Raw genomic sequence first — 16,520 nt, 5'->3', positions numbered from 1 at the left:
CGCTCTCAGTGCAGCCACCTGATCCAGTCCAGAGGCGGTAGTCCGAGCCGTTTACGCAGGTTCTCGTAGTCCTTGGCGATGCGGACGCCGGGGAAGAACCCGTCGGAGGCGCGTACGGTCGGCAGCGCCGACGGCAGTTCGGCCACGACGAGATCGGTCAGCCTCCGCACCGCCGCGTGGGCCGTCTCGGCCTGCTCCCGCGACGCGCCCACCGCCTCCGGCAGCGACCGGCGGGTCGACTCGACCTCCGCCATCGGATCCCCCGGGCGGGCGTCGGCCAGGTGGATCGCCACCTCGCCGTCGTAGGTGTTGCCCTCCAGGCCCCGCAGCACCAGCAGGCAGTACCCGATCGACGTCACCGCCTCGGCCGCCGCCGCCACGACGGTCTCCCAGTCCCGGTCGACGGTCGCGGCATCCATGTCACCCAGTGAGCTCTGCACGTACGTGAAGTAGACATAGGTCGCGGGGGCCGCCCGGTTGGCCACCCACCAGGTGTCCCGCTCCGGCGCCTGGGTCATCGCGGTTCTCCTTCGGGCCCGGCGTCGGTCGGCGACCGGCGGGCGGAGTGGTCGAGCGCGGCCGGGTCGACGGCGGGACGCACCAGCCCCGCCCGTATCCACGCCAGGACCCGCCGGGCCCCGGCCTGCGCGACGACCTGCCGGAGGCACCCGCCGACCGGCGGCTCGCCGCCGTGCAGCCGGTGGTAGCGCGTCACGGTCATCGCCCGCCGTCCGAGGGGGACCGGTTCGCCGATCGTGCACTCCTGCAACTCGACCAGGGCGAGGGGGTCGTCGATCGGCCACACCAGTCGAGCGACGGCCGCGACCCAGTCGTCGAGGGTGGCCGGGTCGAACGATCGGCGTACGGCGTCGTCGACCCCGGCCGCACGCAGTCGCGCCGGGAGCCACTTGGCGCCCATCGGGGCAAGGCCACGTTCGGTGCACAACAGATCGAGCAGCGCCCGCCCGCTGTGTCCCCACAGCCCCGCCGGGTTCGCGCCACCCAGCTCGGCCAACTCGGCCAGCGCCGCGTACAGCACGGTCAGCTCGACGCTGTGGCGCAGCAGATGCGCCCGGATCACCGCGGCGTCGGCGGTGGTCAACAGCGCGCCGTGTGCGGGGTCGAGGGGAACCGCCGTCATCCAGCGGGACAGGCACATCTTGCGATGGCCACGCGGCGCCGGGTGGAGCGCGATCCGCCCGACCTCCGTGTGCACCGCCGCACGACCGAGTTCGGCGACCATCGTGGCGACCCGGACCGCGGGAAAGAATTCGATGTCGACCGGCACCTGATCGACGAAGAACAGATAGGGGGCACTGTTCGGGTGCGCGGATTCGTCGAACACGTGGATATCGACGTCGCTTCCCCCGTTGCCGAACCCCTGAGCCAGCGAGCCGACCAGATAGGCACGGCCATCGGCCAGCACACTCCCACCCGTGTCCCGCAATTGCGCGAGCGTGATGCCCACCTTCGACAACGCGCTACGTATATCGGTGTCCTGTTTCAGCATCCCCGCTCCCGACGCCGCGGTGACATGTCGGCCACGATTCGACGGCGTGTCGCCGTGATCGGTTGGACGGTAACACCGCCGCCGACACGCATTGCTGAAAAACATTCAGCAATGCCGATGGCCCGCTGCCCTATATTCCGATGGAGCAGGCGTGATCATCGGAGGGGTTCCGGGTGAGCGATACCCTAATGAACTACGACTACCTGTGGCCGGACGTGAGTGCGCTCCTGCCGGCCGGCACGCTCGACGACATCGCGAGTCGCGCCGCGCGGGCCGACGACGACGGGGAGCTGAATCTCGACAGCCTCGCCGCGCTCCGGGAATGCGGGTGGCCCGGGCTGGCCGTGCCGGTGGAGATGGAGGGCCGTGGGGCCGGGCTGGTCGAGTGCTGCGCCACCCAGCGCCTTCTCGGCAGCGCCGACCCCGGTCTGGCCATCGCGGTGAACATGCACGTGTTCTCCGTCGGGATCATGGTCGAGGAGTGGCGGCGGAACACCGACACCTCCTGGTTCCTGCTGGAGGCGATCGCGTCCCAGGGCAGACTGGTGGCCTCGGCGTTCGCCGAACCCGGGCTGGCCGGCAGCGTGTCGCGGGCCGGCATGACGGCGGTTCGACACGCCGACGGCTGGACGGTGAAGGGGCGCAAGACACCCTGCTCACTCGCGGGCGTCGCCGACCTGTACTGCACCCAGGCGCAGAGCGCCGACGGCGACCTCGTCATCGGCCTGCTCCCCGGGCACGCCCCCGGCATCACCGTCGACCGCACCTGGGACGCGATGGGCATGCGGGCGTCGGGGTCACACACCGTCGTCTTCGACGACGTACACCTGCCCAAGGACCTGGTCTTCACCGAAGGACGGGCGGGCGTCGAGGACGTCACGATCGACGCCGGGCTCGTCTGGTTCTGCCTCACCGCCACCGCCGTCTACCTCGGGGTGGCGAAGGCGGCGGCCGATACCGCCGGTGAGATGCTGCACCGCGGCCGGGTCGTGCACACCGGCGGGTCCCGCGCGCAACTTCCCACCTACCAGGGAGTTGCCGGCGGCGCGCTCAGCCGGCTGCTGACCCTGGAGGCGTCGTGCCTCGCCCTGGCCACCCAGATGGACGCCGGCCGCGACGCCACCGCGTTGCTGCCCTTCGCGCTCGCGCTCAAGAGCGAGGCCGTGGACGTCGTCACCGAGGCGGTCGCCACGTTCGGCGAGGTGTGCGGCGGGCAGTCGTACGGCCGGCGTGCTCGGCTGTCCCGACTGTGGCGCGACGCCCAGGCCAGCCGGTACCACCCGCCGACCCGGGCGGCCGTCCGGCAGTACCTGGGACGACGACACCTGGGCATCGACGGGGGCCTGGACCTCTCGGACACCCCGGTGCGCGCGGCCGGGCAGGTGCGCGATGCGCCGTGACCCGGTGGCGGCGGACACCTTCGGCGCCGTCCGCCGGCACCTCACCCCGGCCGCCGCGCTCACCGGCAAGGTGATCGGTCAGGGGGCGGTCGAGGAGTCCGCGGCGGGATGCCGCGTCCGGACCTCCGACGGCCGATCCCTGTTGGACTTCGGCTCGTACGGCGTGGCCCTGCTGGGGCACCGCAACCCGGCGGTGCTGGCGGCCGTGACCCGCCAACTCGGCCAGCAGCCGGTCAGCACCCGGACCCTGGCCAACCCGGCCACGGCCACGGCCGCCACCCGGTTGGGCACCTATCTCGGCGCCGGCCTCACCCGGGTCTACCTCGGCGCCAACGGCAGCGACGCGGTCGAGGCCGCACTCAAACTCGCCCGCCTGGCCACCGGGCGCCCCACCGTGCTGGCGGTCCGCGGCGGCTACCACGGCAAGACGCTGGGCGCCCTGTCGGCCACCTCGACGCCGCTGTTCCGGGCGGGGCTGCACGCGCTGCTGGGCCACGTCGAGCACCTCGACGTGGCCGACACCGCCGCGTTGCGGGTCAGGCTACGCGCCGGGGACGTCGCGGCGGTGATCTTCGAGCCGGTCCAGGGCGAGGGCGGCGTCGTCCCCCTGCATCGCGACGTGCTGGCCGAGTGGTGCGGCGCCGCGCACGACGCCGGCGCCTTCGCCATCTCCGACGAGATCCAGTGCGGGCTGCGCCGCTGCCTCGCGCCGTCAGTCGCCGTCGCGGACGAGCTGCCCGTCGACGCGGTGCTGTTCGGCAAGGGACTCGGCGGCGGGGTGGTACCGGTCTCCGCTGTCGTCTGCACCGACGCCCTCTACCGGCCGCTGCTGGCCGACCCGTACAAGCACACGGCCACGTTCAGCGCCTACCCCCTGGGATGCGCCGCCCTGGTGGCCGCCCTGGACGAGGTCGAGCGGCTGGCCGGCCACGCCGTCGACCTGGCCGAGCGGCTGGCCGGGCACCTGACCGCCCTACGCGGCCGACATCCGGACGCGGTCCGCCAGGTGCGCGGGCGGGGGCTGCTGTGGGCGATCGAGTTCGCCACCCCGCACCTGGGTGGCGAGGTGCTGGTGAACCTCGCCCAGGAAGGGCTGTTGGTCTCGCCGTGCCTGGGCCGACCGGAGTGCCTGCGACTCATGCCGCCGCTGGTCGCCGGCCTCGACGACATCGACACCGCCCACCACCTCATCTCCGCCGCGCTCGACCGCGCGGTGCGGGACGTCGAGACATAGGAGGCCGCGCATCATGTCACCGTCCATCGACAGCATCGTCCGTCACGAGGTGGCCGCCGTACTCGGCATCGACCCGACCGAACTCGCCGGCGACGAGCCGTTCGTGCGGACCTACAAGGTCGACAGCCTGGAACTGACCGAGATGGGTGTCCGGCTCGAACGGTCGCTCGGGCGGCGGCTGCCGGTGCAGACCCTGCGCGACATCGTCTCCGTCGACGACTTCGTCCGGGTGCTGACGGAACACCTGCGGGAAGGTCGATCGTGACCCGGTCGGTGGTGGTGACCGGCTTCGGTCTGGTCACGCCGATCGGAAACACGGTGGGCGACGTCCTGTCCGCACTCGACCGGGCCCGGGGTGTCGCCGCGGTCGTGCCCGAGTTGGTCGCCGACAACGTCGCCGTGCCCTTCGCCGCCACCGTGGCGGACTTCGCCGCGGCGCCGGGGCTGACCGACCGGCGGCGCAAGTACTACAGCCGTTCCGCCGAAATGGCGGTGACCGCGGCGCTGGCCGCCGTCAGCCACAGCGGCCTCAGCGGTGACCCGCTCCTGCGCGGCGCCGGCGTCGCCGTGGGAGTGGGCAGCGGGGGCGCGCCGCCGATGGAGTTCGCCGTGCGGGAGGCCGCGGGCGACCCGACCGGCACCACCGCCCTCCTGGTGCCACTGGCCATGCCCAACTCCCCGGCCGCCGCCCTTGCCCTCACGCTGGGCGCGCACGGCTCCGCCACGACGTACGCCGCCGCCTGCGCCAGCGGCACGACCGCCATCGGCGAGGCGTTCCGCAAGGTCCAGTACGGCGAGCTCGACGTGGCTGTGGCCGGCGGAACGGACGCGCCGGTCACCCCCCACATCATGACCGGGATGGCGCGACTGGGTGTCATGGCCACCGCCTCCGACGACCCCGGCCGGGCCTGCCGGCCCTTCGACGCCGACCGCAGCGGCCTCGTCCTCGCCGAGGGGGCCGCGTTCCTCGTCCTGGAGGAGGAGACCCGTGCCCGGGCGCGGGGCGCCACCGTCCTCGGCCGGATCCTGGGGTACGGCACCACCTCCGACGCCCACCATCCGCTGGCTCCCGACGCGAGCGGCGCGGGCGGTGCCCAGGCGATCGAGTCGGCCCTGCTCGACGCGAAGCTGAACCCCGCCGAGATCGGGCACATCAACGGACACGGCACGGGCACCCGGGCCGGCGACGCCGCGGAGGCCCGCTCCTACCGCACAGTCTTCGGTGACGCCTGCCCGCCGGTCACCACCTGCAAGGGCGTCACCGGGCACCTCTTCGGCGCGGCCGGGGCGATGGAGGCGATCGTCGCCTTCGAGTGTGCCCGGCTGGGCACGGTCTTTCCGGTGGGCAACCTGCGACAGCCCGATGTCGACATCGACGTCGTCGCCGGAACGACCCGCCGGATCGACCCGACGCCGGTGCTCAGCCACTCCTACGGCTTCGGCGGGCACAACAGCTCCCTCGTCCTCTCCCCCGAGCGATAGGAACATCGATGCGCATCCTGGTGACGGGAGCGGCGGGCATCGTCGGCAGTGAGACGGCCCGGCTACTTGCCCGGGACCCGCGGTTCGACGTGGTGCGCACGGTGCGCCGCCGCCCGGAACCCGACGGCGGACCGCCGACCGTCGGCTGGGTGATGGGTGCGGAGGACCCACCCGCGCGACTACGCGGCCCGTGGGACGTCATCGTGCACACCGCGGCGTCCACCCGCTGGACCATGGACCGCGCCGAGGCCACCCGCGCGAACATCGACACCCTGCGCGCGGCCCTGGCCCTGGCCACCGGCCGGACCCGGTTCGTGCACGTGTCGACCGCCTACGCCGACGGACCCGGACCCACCGACGCGCCGGGGCGACCCGAGTACGACGGCTTCCGCAACGGCTACGAGTGGTCCAAGGCCGTCGGGGAGCGGATCGTCACCGACTCGACCGTCGGAGACTGCGTGATCGTCCGACCACCGCTGATCCTGGGTCGACGGTCCACCGGGATGATCTCGGCGTTCACCGGCCCGTACACGCTCTTCCAGGCCCTCGTGTCGGGCCTGGCACCGGCCGTCGTCGGCACCGGCGACGGATATGTCGAGGTGGCTCCGGTCGACGAGGTGGCCGCGGCGCTCGGGACGTGCTGCCTCCGGCCCGGCGGCGGGCGGACCGAGGTGATCGCCGCCGGGAGGGACTGCCTGACCATGGGCGCGTTCCTGTCGGCCTTCCTCGACGAGATCAACGAGTGGCGGCGCCGGCGCGGACGCGACCCGGTGCCTTTCCCCCCGATCGTCGCGCCGGACCGCTGGAAACGCCTGCATCTCCCGCTGGTACGCGAGCACCTCTCCCCCATGCAGATGCGCGCCACCGACCTGCTCGAACAGTTCGAGGCGTACACCGCGATGCGCCGACCGTTCGAGCCCACCTTCCCGGTGGCGGACCCCGCCCAGGTGGTGCGCGCGTCCACCCGTTGGTGGGCGGACCAGGTGCCCCGCCGCGCGGGCCATCCCACCGAGGGCTGGCTCATGGCCCCGTAACCCGCCCGGCCCCAGCGGAACCGGGCCGGCGGCGGTCGTCCCGGATCTGGCCGACCTCGTGGGCATCCACCTGCCCACCCGGCGTGGTCTCGCCTGCTACCTGGCGGCCACATGCGGCCCCTGGGCCACGGCCCACATTCTCGACGGGCCCGTAGGCGCGCGCCTCGGCGCGGGCATCGCGCAGCAACAGACCGTCCTGCCCATCGAGACCGGCAGCGTGCTGGCCCTCCAGACCGACGGCCTGATGGAGGACCGCACCCGGGACATCGACGTCGGCCTCGCTACGCTCACCGACGCGACAGCCACCGTCCCCGGTGCCCTCGCCGACCACCTCCTGCGTCGCGTGCAGCGCCACGACGGGTACGACGACGCCGCGCTCCTGCTCGCCCGCCTGGGCTCGTCAGCCGTTGGAACCTCCTGACCACTGTCGCCGGAAGCACCGGTTCCCCTCGACACCCCGCCGCCGCTAAACACGAAGCGCGCGTTCGCCGCGACCAGCTCGGTGGCCGCGCCAGCCGACGCGGCGCACCACAGGTAGAGGAACTCGTCCTGGTGGGAGGTGGGTCGATGGCGCGCGTGTCCTACCTTGCAGGGTGGAATGTCTGGAGGTACGCATGCCGCGACCGAGGCGGGCCGTGCCGCTGCTGACCCTGGCGGCGGTCCTGACCGTGGTCCGCACCCTGCTGACCGAGGAAAGCCGCCCCGATCCGCGCGCGTTCCGGCGCTACGAGCCGCCGGTAGAGCTGAGCCGCGCCGAACGCGACTACCTGGACTGGGCGCAGGGTCACATCGCGTGGGTCGTGCGCACGGCCCGTGTCCGGGCGATCCGGCACCGGTGCCTGGCGTTCACGTCCGGGCTGTCAGCGCTGGCGGTCCCGTTGGCGCTCGCGGTCGCGGCACCGACCTGGGTGCCGGCGGTGCTCGGGTTCGTGGCCGCCGCCGGGCAGCTCGGGCAGCAGCTTCTGCGGGACTGGGAGCAGTCGCTGCTCGGGCACCAGGAGGCGGTCCGGCTGCAGAAGACGCTGCGCGTGTTCCACAGCGAGTCGGACGGGCCGCTTCCCGCCCCCGAGTTGACGCGGCGGTTCCGTGCCTTCCGCGACGCGTTCGAGGCGACCAAGGAGGAGTACGGCGGTCAGGTCCTTGCCGTCCGCGGCCAGGAGCCACCGCCGGTGACCGCCGCGCCGTGAGGCCGTGGACACATCGGTCGCGGTGAGTTCACGGTCACCGCGCGTCGATGCTCCACGAGGAGGACGCCGCGCCCGGCGACCAGGCGCAGCCCTGGAACGGGCCGGCTACCGGGTGGACGAGGCGGATCCGGACGGCCTGGTCCGCACGTTAGACGCAGTGCTGGACATCGGCCGTCGCTCGATGCGCTGGCCCGGACGGAGGGCCGACTCGTCCTGCCCCGCGTGCCGGCGCGCTTCCCGGCGGTGACGCTCGCCCCCGCGGCGACTGGCCCGGCCCGCCGGACGCGTCGACGCCGTTCCCGGCGCGGATGCTCGTCGACCACGTGCGCGTGTACCGGTGACCGGCAGTCAGGCGACCGCGTCCGGCGCGATCACCAGAGTGCACACTTCCCGCCTGTCACAACATCGTCATTACGCGTATCCAGGCGCCCATCAATGGTTGCCTATTCGCGTCCGGTGATGTCACTGCCGGCTGGCGAAGGGATCGGCGATGGGGCTTTTCGCGCGAACACGCGGGGCGACCCGCAGGTTGACCTGCGTATCGACGCTGGCGTTGCTGGTCGCGGTGGGCGGTTCCGCCGCCACTGCGTACGCGGCGCCCTCCGCCACGAACCTCAGGGCGTGGCAGGCGGAGATCACGAACGTCCCGCACCCGTCGGCGAAGGGCTGCTTCACCGCCGGCTACCCCCGACTGGCCTGGCAGAAGTCCGACTGCGTCGCCGCGCCGGCGATCCCCATGACCCCCAGGCGCAGCATCCGCCCGCTGGTGGTGGGCAACGGCAACGACATCTCCGCCCAGGCGCCGAGTGGATTCATCTCCGAGTCGTCCGGCACGTTCGAGAACATCGTGAACGTGACGAGCGAGAGCTCGCCCATCGCCAACGCCGGGCCGCCCGTCGCCGACGCCTACACCCTCCAGATCAACACCGACTTCTTCACCAGCACGGCCTGTGCCGGATCACCCAACCTCGGGTGCCGGGGCTGGGAGCAGTTCGTCTACGCCAACAACGGCTCCAGCGGCCAGGTGTTCATCCAGTACTGGCTGCTGCAGTACAACGCGGCCTGCCCGGCCGGCGGCTGGACCCAGTTCTCGTTCACCGGCGACCCGGACATCTACTGCTACCGCAACAGCCCTGGCGCGACCGCCGTACCCAATCAGCCGATCACCAACCTGGGCGCGCTGCGGCTGACCGGCACGGTCAGCGCGACCAGTGACAGCGCCACCCTGTTCGTCGGCTCGACCGCATACACCGCGGCGGGCTCCAACTCGGTCAACGCGGCGGCCGGCTGGACCACGTCGGAGTTCAACGTGTTCGGCTACGGCGGCAACAGCGACGGCGGAGGCGCGGCCACCTTCAACGCTGGCGCGTCGCTCAACGTCCGCACGAGAATCACCTACGGGGGCACGGCGGCGCCCATCTGCGCGGCCCAGGGCTTCACCGGCGAGACCAACAACCTCAACTTCGGCTCACCCGCGCCGGCCGCCACCGCGCCCGGCCCGGCGGTCGTCTTCGTGGAGAACACCGCCGGCGGCGCGGCGACCAACTGCGCGGCGGCCTCCGTCATCGGCGACACCCACCAGCACACGTTCGCCGGCCTGCTGTACGACTTCCAGGCCTCCGGCGACTTCGTCGAGGCGCAGGCCGGCAGCGGCTTCGAGGTGCAGACCCGCAAGGCGTCCGGCGCACCGACCTGGCCCAACGCCTCGGTCGACCGCTCGGTCGCCGCGCGGATGGGCAGCACCAAGGTGGCCCTGTGCGACGGCAAGAGCCTCGTGGTGGACGGCCGGACCAGGGACCTTCCGTCCGACGGCGCCCTGCATCTGCCATCCGGCGTGGACATCCACCGGATCGGCAACGTCTACGTGGTGACGGACGCCGGCGGCAACAGCATCCGGGTGACGGTCAACAGCGGCTACATCGACGTGTCCGTCGGCCTCGGTACCTATCCGACCCCGGTGGTCGGCCTGCTCGGCAACCCTGACGGCGACCCGAAGCGCCTCGCCGCCAAGGACGGCACCCAGTTCGCCGTCCCGCTCACCTTCGACGACCTCTACCAGCGCTTCGGCGCCAGTTGGCGGGTCACTCCGACCCGGACCCTGCTGGCATCCTGCGGCGCGGTCGCTTCGGGCAACCCGTCCGCGCCGTTCTTCGCCCGCGACCTCAACGAGGACCTCCGCAAGCGGGCGGAGGCCACCTGCCTGCAGTACCGGGTCCGCCAGGAGTGGCTCGACGCCTGCACGCTGGACGTCGCGGTGGTCGGCGGCCGGGCCGCGCTGACGTACGTCGGCCTGGTCCCTCCGGTCGTCAACGGCAACCGGTAGCGGCGACGCCGGGGGCGGCCCGCTGGTCGCGGGCCGCCCCCGGCGGGGCTGTCGTTCCTATGCGCGCTTCATGAAGCTGGAGCGCGCCCACAGGTAGCCGACGATCGCGATCGCCACGCACCAGGAGACGGCGATCGCCGCGTCGGTGATGTCGGGCGAGCTGTCGAGCAGTCCGCGGATGGTTTCGATGATCGGTGTGAAGGGTTGGTACTCGGCGAACTGCCGCAGGCCCGGGCCCATCTTGTCGGCCGGCACGATGGCGCTGCTGAAGAACGGCAGCATGACCAGTGGGACGGCGGCCATACCCGCCGTCTCCGGCGACTTCGCGAACAGGCCCAGCGCGACGGTGAACCAGCCGGCCGCGATCGCCAGCAGCAGCGCGACGCCACCCACCGCGAGCCAGTCGGTCACGTTCGCCGTCGGGTCGAAGCCCAGCAGAAGGGCCACCGCGACGAGCGCCGCGATGGCGATCATGTTGGTCAGCACGCTGGCGACGACGTGGCCGGTCAGCACCGCACCGCGGGACACGTCCATAGCCTTGAACCGGTTGATGATGCCCTTGGTCATGTCGGAGTTCACCGCCGTCGCGGTACCGCCCAGCCCGTAGCAGACCGCCAGCAGGATCAGGCCAGGCGTCGCGTAGTCGATGTAGTCGACGCCGACGTCGAAGGCGCCGCCGAACATGTAGACGAACATCAGCATGATGATGATCGGCATCAGGACGGCGTTGAACACCGACGTCGGGTTGCGGATCAGGTGTTTGACGTTGCGACGCAGCATGACCAGCGAATGCGACGTGGCACTCACCTCGCGTCCACCTCCGTGGTGTGGCCCGTGAGGGCGAGGAAGACCTCGTCGAGGTCCGGGGTGTGCACCGAGCACTCCTCGGCGCTGAGGGAGTGCTCGTCGAGCCGGTCCAGAAGTGCCCGCAGCGATTTCGTGCCGCCGTCGGCGGGTACCCGCAGGGCCAGCGCGTCGTCGTCGCGGGTCGCCCCGGGAAAGAGCCACGTGGCGGCGTCGAGTTCGGCTACGGTGGCGAACCGCAGTCGTACGTAGGTGCCGGGGATGAGGCGTTTGAGCTCCTCCGGGGTGCCCTGAGCGACCAGGCGGCCCCGGTCGAGCACCGCCACGTGGTCGGCCAACTGGTCGGCCTCCTCCAGGTACTGCGTGGTGAGGAAGACGGTCACGCCGGCGGCGACCAGGTCACGCACGATCGACCACATGGTGCGACGGCTGCGCGGGTCCAGCCCGGTCGTCGGCTCGTCGAGGAAAATGATCTTCGGGTTGCCGACCAGCGTCATCGCCAGATCGAGCTTGCGGCGCATGCCCCCCGAATAGGTGGAGGCCAGCTTGTCCGCCGCCGCGGTCAGCTCGAAACGGTCCAGCAGGTCCGTGACGATCCGCTCGCCGTCACCGACGGCGCTCCGGTTGAGGTCCACCATCAGCCGGAGGTTCTCCCGGCCCGTCAGCAGGTCGTCGACGGCCGCGAACTGGCCGGTGACGCCGATGGCCGCGCGGACCCCCTTGGCGTCGGTGGCCAGGTCGTGGCCGGCCACCCGAACCGTGCCGGCGTCGGCGCCGGCCAGGGTGGTCAGCACGTTCACCGTCGTCGTCTTACCCGCGCCGTTGGGTCCGAGCAGGGAGAACACCGTTCCCGCCCGGACCTCGAAGTCGACGCCGTCGAGGACGACCTTGTCCTTGTACGCCTTGCGCAGGCCCGAGACCGATATCGCCGGGAGTGTCACGGGATCACCTCTGAGGGGGCCGCAGCACCGTCGCGCACCGCGACGGCAGCAGGAGGTTTGGCAAACACAGCAGGGAACTCCTTGAACATTGAGGTGAGTGGAACCGGACGGCGGTGGTGATCATCCGGAGGACCCCGGTCTCCGGCGGAGCCGACGTACTTTCGCTGGTCGACCGGACCTTTCATGACAAACCTCTCTTCGGTGGCACGCCGCAGCCGTCCGTACCGTCGGGTACGGGTCGGATAAGGCGGTTACGGCAGGGCGAGTTCGTAGCGGACGCTGCGCCCGACCGGGTGGAAGCCCAGGTGCCGACGCAGGGCGAGCGTGCCGAGGTCACCGTCGGCGGTTCGGGTCTCAATCTCCTCGACATGCGGGTGGATGTCACACAGTCGCTGGATCAGCGCGGCGTTGACCCAGACGCCCAGCCGCCGCCCGCGATGCCCGACCAGCACGACCGGCCCGTACTGGCGGGCACGGCGCCGCAGCGGCGAGCCCGTCGTCGCCAGCGCGTACGCGACCACGCCGCCGTCCGTCTCCGCGGCGCTTACCACCGCCTCACCGGGGTGGCTCGGGCGTCGCAGCAGGTGCTCGACCCCGGCCGCGCCGCGCAGGTCGCCGGTCCAGTGGCGCAGCCGGTACCTGGGATGCTCGACGTCGACCAGCTCTCCCAGCCAGGCGCGGTGGACATCGCAGCACGGGAGCAGGTCACGGCCCCAGGATCCGACGCGCCGGAAGCCATGACGCAGACAGAACGACTCCCCGGCCGAACCCGCGGCGACGTCCCCGACCAGCCGAAGTCCCACCGCATTCTCCACGACCGCGGTCAGCAGCGTCGAACCGATGCCTCGTCGGCGCCATCGCGGCTCCACGTGCAGGTCCAGCCCGAGGCCGCCCGCCCGCACCGCCACCGGCGACTCGTCGTCGAACGGCAGGACCGGACGCAGGTCGACGACCCCGGCCACCACGCCGGAGGGCGTCACCGCACGCCAGCGGGAGATCCCGGGACGGCCCGGCTCCGCCACGACGTCGATCAGGCGTTCGCTCATGCGTCCACCATCGTCCGGCCGCCCCCGCCGAACAACGCCGAAGATCGCACCGCCGCATTAGCCACCGGTAATCGATCGGAAGCGGGTGCCGCGACGGCCCGTGCCGCAGGTCACGCTCGCGCAACCGGAGACGGTCGTGCACCTACACTGCCGAACCGGGGCCGCGATGATCGAAGGTGGGGCCGGCTGGTGGAACTGCGTGACATCGAGATCTTCCTGACGCTGACCGAAGAGCTTCACTTCGGTCGCACGGCTGAGCGCCTGCACGTGTCCCAGTCACGGGTCAGCCAATCGATCAAACAGCAGGAACGCCGGATCGGTGGCGGACTGTTCGAGCGCACGAGCCGCGCCGTCCGACTCACGCCGCTCGGGGAGCGGCTACGCGACCGCCTCCGCGCCGGCTACGGCGAGATCCTCGCGGGTATCGAGGAGGCCACCGCAACCGCCCGCGGCCAGACCGGCACGCTGACGGTCGGCACGATGGCCACCCACTACCAGTCGATCGAGGCGATCCTCGACCTGTTCCGACAGCGGCACCCGCAGAGTGAGCTGCGCCTACGCGAAATCCTGCCGATCGACCCGCTGGGACCACTGCGGTCCGGCGCGGTCGACATCGGGATCCTCTGGCTACCCGTCCGCGAGCCCGACCTCACGGTCGGGCCGGTCGTACACCGCGAGGAACTGGTCCTGGCGGTCGCCGCCGGCCACCCGTTGGCCGAACGGGGCCGGGCCGAACTGGAGGATCTCGGCGACCATCCGGTCGTCTACCCCGAAGGACCCATCCCGGACTACATCTGGGAGGCGCACACCCCGTCCACCACACCTACCGGCCGACCCGTCCGGCGCGGACTGGGCATCCTCACGCTGGAGGAAGCCTTCCGGGCGATCGCCGGCGGCAGCATCGTGTCACCGATCGGATCGGATGTGGCGTCCACCCGGCAGCGGGACGACATCGTCTTCCTGCCCATCACCGACGCACCGGTGATGCGCTTCGCGCCGGTGTGGCGTACCAGCGGGAGCACCCCGCTGGTACGCGCCTTCGTCCAGGCCGCCGCCGAGGCACCTCGGTAGAACGTCCGCACGCCGGTTCCGCCCGCGGCCGGGACGCCCTGTCGCGCGACTCCGGAAGCGACGCGCGGACCGGCGGTCGCCCGTCCCGAAGGATTCCAGCGGACCCAGCACCCGGAACTGCATGCCATCACCACAACCAGGATTCCCACATGTCCAGTGCCGGAGAGGACCCCGACCCGCCTCGCCGCCACGAGGTCGACACCAGCCGCTCAGGCGCGGCAGCGTCAACCCTGCGTGGCGGCCTCGTGGTGGGCTGTAGGTAGCACGCCCGGTCACACGTCCACGGAGGTGTCGATCCAGGAGTCAGATGAGACCGAGAAGTTTCGCAAGGTCGTGGGCCTTGTTGCCGCCCAGTTCGAGACGCCTGATGTCGAGCTGGAACACGTCGGTGACGACGGCGTGCAGCAGGTTGACGAACTGCTGGTAGTCGGGCTGCGTGAACACCGCCGGGTTCACCAGGTCGGCGGGCACGTGGTACGGCCGTACGATCTGCGGCGCGGCGCCCTCGAACTGGCCGATCTTGTCTTTGACCGAGACCTTCTTGGTCGTCTCGCCGTCCCCTCCGGTGGTCGGGCCTCCGGTCGTCGCGGCCTGGGTCAGGGCCGGGTGGCCCACCCCGAACTCGAAGCTGTACACGGTCGCCGAACGCCCGTCGCCGAGCTGGCCGGTGGCCTTGTCCGCGCTGAAGTCGATCTGCGTGCCGTTGGCCAGCGTCATCGTGAACGTGTCCCGGTTCGACACGACCGTCAACGCCGGGACGACGTCCTCCTGCTTCAGGCGGTTGATCACGGGCTTGACGTGGTCCAGCGCGTGCAGCATCGTACGGCCCACCGCGTTGTCGGCCGAGTCGTCCGTGAGGAGCCGCCGCAGCAGCGCCTGACCGGTCGTGGTCGTCAGTGCGGTGGTCTTCAACTGGCACTGCGCCGCCAGGCGCAGCCGTCGGCCCTCGCCGTCCTGGTGCGTCTTGCCCTTGAGCGCGAACAGGTACGTGCCCCCGGCGTCACTGCTGCGGTGCCGTCGGCGCAGCACGATCCGGTTGGCCAGCAGATCGTATGGGGTGGGCAGGTCGAAGTAGGTGTCCTCGTACACCTTCTGCTCACCGGTCATTTTGAGGATGCCCAGCCGCTTCTGCATCTCGCCGTCGTCGTGCAGCTTGTTCATGGCCACGATGACCTGGTCGAGGTCGCCCTCGCGGGCGAGCCTGTACTCCGCCTCGCACTCCAGGGTGGTCATCATCTCCTTGCCGCCCTGCAGGATCTCCTGGAAGGTGTTGAACACCGGACGGCTGGTGTTGAGCTTCTCGCTCATGTTCCAGGACGTGTTGCGCCGGTTCTCGGTGCCGGCCAGCTCCAGCAGGGTGTACGGGACCAGCCGCAGCTTGCCGGAGCCCCCCTTCTGATCCAGCCCGCCGCTCTCGTGGCGTACCCCGTTGACCTGGACCTTCTGCTGGTCGGCCACGCCGAGCCACTGCGCACGCAGGCCCAGCTCACGGTACCGCTGAATGATCGTGTGAGCGGTCACCGGGCCACCCGGATTGATCTTGAGAATCGTGGCCAACTGCTGCAGCGTGTACTCGACCCGGATCTCCCAGTGGTTGTAGTCCCACGTCGGCTCGATCACCACCACCAACAACTGCCGCTCGCCCGGCTTCTTCGTGTCCGCGGTCGGCGTCTCCAGGTAGATCGGGACCAGGTCGTGAGGCTGAGCCATGTACCGCGGGTTGCCCGTCACGCTGAAGTGCAGCTTCAGGCCCTCGTTCGACAGCAGCGCCGGCGACTCGATCTCCAGGTGCGCGGTGCCTTCCCACTTTCGGTACGACTTCTCGATCGCGATCGCCGGGCCTTGCTGACCGAAAGCCTCCTGCTGCCCCCGCGCCCAGGTCTCGATCATGAACAGTGGCGTCTTGTACACCTGCCGGTCCATCGCCGAGACCAGGTCATCGCCGCAGACCCGGTTCTCGCTGTCGGTCGGCTGGATCGGCTCCACCTTCGGCCGCGGCAGCGCCTTGATCGTCACCGTCTGGTCGTAGCGCAACTGCCCAGCCGTACGCTCTGCCTGCACTGCCCACACTCCTCCTGCCGGCCCCGCTGTGACCTCCACCGCGGGCATTGACCAGAGCGTAGGTGAACAGCCGAACACGTCCTGTCACCATTGCGACCCCCGAGCGAGAAAGGAACGGCAGCCGGTTCGGCTGGGAGTCTGCCGTTGGCACGCCATTGGCGCTGCAGCTCGTCGAGGGCTTCGGGCCGCCCGTGTTCCGCCAGCGCGATGGTCTCCTTCCGGACAGCGGCGTCGAAGTCGTCGACCCGCCCACGGCCACCGGGCGGCAGAGCGTCCTGAGTAGAACGAGGCCGGCGGGCACCGGGGTGCCGGGCGTTCCTATCGGCGTCCGGGGCGGCGACGGCCGACCGGCGGGGGGGGGGGGGGGGGGGGGGGGCGCCCCCCGCGGGCGCGCGGGGGGGGGGGGGGGGGGAAAAAAATAAAAACC

General features: G+C 71.3%; 15 protein-coding genes. 9 read left to right on the top strand and 6 right to left on the bottom strand.

The window, feature by feature from the left end:
• Positions 1-5: 5 nt before the first annotated feature.
• Positions 6-518, bottom strand: coding sequence for a hypothetical protein (locus tag ACLQ2W_RS25520; protein WP_425789297.1), 513 nt, complete (start codon positions 516-518; stop codon positions 6-8).
• Complete coding sequence (locus ACLQ2W_RS25515) at positions 515-1,510, bottom strand: hypothetical protein (protein WP_425789295.1); 996 nt, start codon at positions 1,508-1,510, stop codon at positions 515-517. The genes ACLQ2W_RS25520 and ACLQ2W_RS25515 overlap by 4 nt, the downstream gene beginning before the upstream one ends.
• Before the next feature lie 173 nt (positions 1,511-1,683).
• Between ACLQ2W_RS25515 and ACLQ2W_RS25510 the strand changes: the two genes are divergently transcribed.
• The 8 genes from ACLQ2W_RS25510 (at position 1,684) to ACLQ2W_RS25475 (ending at position 10,170) form a co-directional block, all read left to right on the top strand.
• Positions 1,684-2,910 carry an acyl-CoA dehydrogenase family protein gene (locus ACLQ2W_RS25510; protein ID WP_425789293.1) on the top strand — a complete coding sequence of 409 codons (1,227 nt, stop codon included), beginning with the start codon at positions 1,684-1,686 and terminating at the stop codon, positions 2,908-2,910.
• Positions 2,900-4,144: an aspartate aminotransferase family protein gene (locus ACLQ2W_RS25505; protein ID WP_425789291.1), complete on the top strand. Its 1,245-nt coding sequence runs from the start codon at positions 2,900-2,902 to the stop codon at positions 4,142-4,144. The genes ACLQ2W_RS25510 and ACLQ2W_RS25505 overlap by 11 nt, the downstream gene beginning before the upstream one ends.
• A 13-nt stretch (positions 4,145-4,157) precedes the next feature.
• Positions 4,158-4,409 (top strand): acyl carrier protein, encoded by a 252-nt coding sequence (locus ACLQ2W_RS25500; RefSeq protein WP_425789289.1) that lies wholly within the window; start codon positions 4,158-4,160, stop codon positions 4,407-4,409.
• Positions 4,406-5,626, top strand: a complete 1,221-nt coding sequence (locus ACLQ2W_RS25495) for a beta-ketoacyl-[acyl-carrier-protein] synthase family protein (protein ID WP_425789287.1) — start codon at positions 4,406-4,408, stop codon at positions 5,624-5,626. Before ACLQ2W_RS25500 ends, ACLQ2W_RS25495 begins: the two co-directional genes overlap by 4 nt.
• Positions 5,627-5,634: 8 nt before the next feature.
• Complete coding sequence (locus tag ACLQ2W_RS25490; RefSeq protein ID WP_425789285.1) at positions 5,635-6,660, top strand: SDR family oxidoreductase; 1,026 nt, start codon at positions 5,635-5,637, stop codon at positions 6,658-6,660.
• A 58-nt stretch (positions 6,661-6,718) separates the two neighbouring features.
• Positions 6,719-7,081, top strand: a complete 363-nt coding sequence (locus ACLQ2W_RS25485) for a SpoIIE family protein phosphatase (protein WP_425789283.1) — start codon at positions 6,719-6,721, stop codon at positions 7,079-7,081.
• A 193-nt stretch (positions 7,082-7,274) separates the two neighbouring features.
• The gene (locus ACLQ2W_RS25480; protein WP_425789281.1) at positions 7,275-7,847 is read left to right on the top strand and encodes a hypothetical protein; all 573 of its coding nucleotides are present in this window, start codon (positions 7,275-7,277) and stop codon (positions 7,845-7,847) included.
• A 490-nt stretch (positions 7,848-8,337) separates the two neighbouring features.
• Positions 8,338-10,170, top strand: a complete 1,833-nt coding sequence (locus tag ACLQ2W_RS25475; protein ID WP_425789279.1) for a VWD domain-containing protein — start codon at positions 8,338-8,340, stop codon at positions 10,168-10,170.
• Between the two features lie 57 nt (positions 10,171-10,227).
• Here the strand turns inward: ACLQ2W_RS25475 and ACLQ2W_RS25470 are convergent, their stop codons facing one another.
• The 3 genes from ACLQ2W_RS25470 to ACLQ2W_RS25460 all read right to left on the bottom strand — a co-directional run bounded on the left by ACLQ2W_RS25470 (position 10,228) and on the right by ACLQ2W_RS25460 (position 12,961).
• Positions 10,228-10,950 (bottom strand): ABC transporter permease, encoded by a 723-nt coding sequence (locus ACLQ2W_RS25470; RefSeq protein ID WP_425789517.1) that lies wholly within the window; start codon positions 10,948-10,950, stop codon positions 10,228-10,230.
• Positions 10,951-10,973: 23 nt separating this feature from the next.
• Positions 10,974-11,915, bottom strand: a complete 942-nt coding sequence (locus tag ACLQ2W_RS25465; protein ID WP_425789277.1) for an ATP-binding cassette domain-containing protein — start codon at positions 11,913-11,915, stop codon at positions 10,974-10,976.
• 251 nt (positions 11,916-12,166) lie between these two features.
• Complete coding sequence (locus ACLQ2W_RS25460) at positions 12,167-12,961, bottom strand: GNAT family N-acetyltransferase (protein ID WP_425789275.1); 795 nt, start codon at positions 12,959-12,961, stop codon at positions 12,167-12,169.
• 189 nt (positions 12,962-13,150) lie between these two features.
• Between ACLQ2W_RS25460 and ACLQ2W_RS25455 the strand changes: the two genes are divergently transcribed.
• Positions 13,151-14,032 (top strand): LysR family transcriptional regulator, encoded by an 882-nt coding sequence (locus ACLQ2W_RS25455; RefSeq protein ID WP_425789273.1) that lies wholly within the window; start codon positions 13,151-13,153, stop codon positions 14,030-14,032.
• 303 nt (positions 14,033-14,335) lie between these two features.
• On the opposite strand, the gene ACLQ2W_RS25450 is transcribed toward ACLQ2W_RS25455, so the two are convergent.
• Positions 14,336-16,093: a hypothetical protein gene (locus ACLQ2W_RS25450; protein WP_425789271.1), complete on the bottom strand. Its 1,758-nt coding sequence runs from the start codon at positions 16,091-16,093 to the stop codon at positions 14,336-14,338.
• Positions 16,094-16,520 lie beyond the last annotated feature (427 nt).

It is taken from the genome of Micromonospora sp. DT227 (assembly GCF_049841835.1).
In the GTDB taxonomy this organism is placed as follows: domain Bacteria; phylum Actinomycetota; class Actinomycetes; order Mycobacteriales; family Micromonosporaceae; genus Micromonospora.
Note: the sequence above shows the minus strand (reverse complement) of the source record. Positions and strands in the feature narration are given on the sequence as shown.

Coding starts and splice junctions, on each gene's coding strand:
- ACLQ2W_RS25520 (WP_425789297.1), bottom strand. CDS start 518: ATGACCCAGGCGCCGGAGCGGGACACCTGGTGGGTGGCCAACCGGGCG.
- ACLQ2W_RS25515 (WP_425789295.1), bottom strand. CDS start 1,510: ATGCTGAAACAGGACACCGATATACGTAGCGCGTTGTCGAAGGTGGGC.
- ACLQ2W_RS25505 (WP_425789291.1), top strand. CDS start 2,900: ATGCGCCGTGACCCGGTGGCGGCGGACACCTTCGGCGCCGTCCGCCGG.
- ACLQ2W_RS25500 (WP_425789289.1), top strand. CDS start 4,158: ATGTCACCGTCCATCGACAGCATCGTCCGTCACGAGGTGGCCGCCGTA.
- ACLQ2W_RS25490 (WP_425789285.1), top strand. CDS start 5,635: ATGCGCATCCTGGTGACGGGAGCGGCGGGCATCGTCGGCAGTGAGACG.
- ACLQ2W_RS25480 (WP_425789281.1), top strand. CDS start 7,275: ATGCCGCGACCGAGGCGGGCCGTGCCGCTGCTGACCCTGGCGGCGGTC.
- ACLQ2W_RS25475 (WP_425789279.1), top strand. CDS start 8,338: ATGGGGCTTTTCGCGCGAACACGCGGGGCGACCCGCAGGTTGACCTGC.
- ACLQ2W_RS25470 (WP_425789517.1), bottom strand. CDS start 10,950: ATGCTGCGTCGCAACGTCAAACACCTGATCCGCAACCCGACGTCGGTG.
- ACLQ2W_RS25460 (WP_425789275.1), bottom strand. CDS start 12,961: ATGAGCGAACGCCTGATCGACGTCGTGGCGGAGCCGGGCCGTCCCGGG.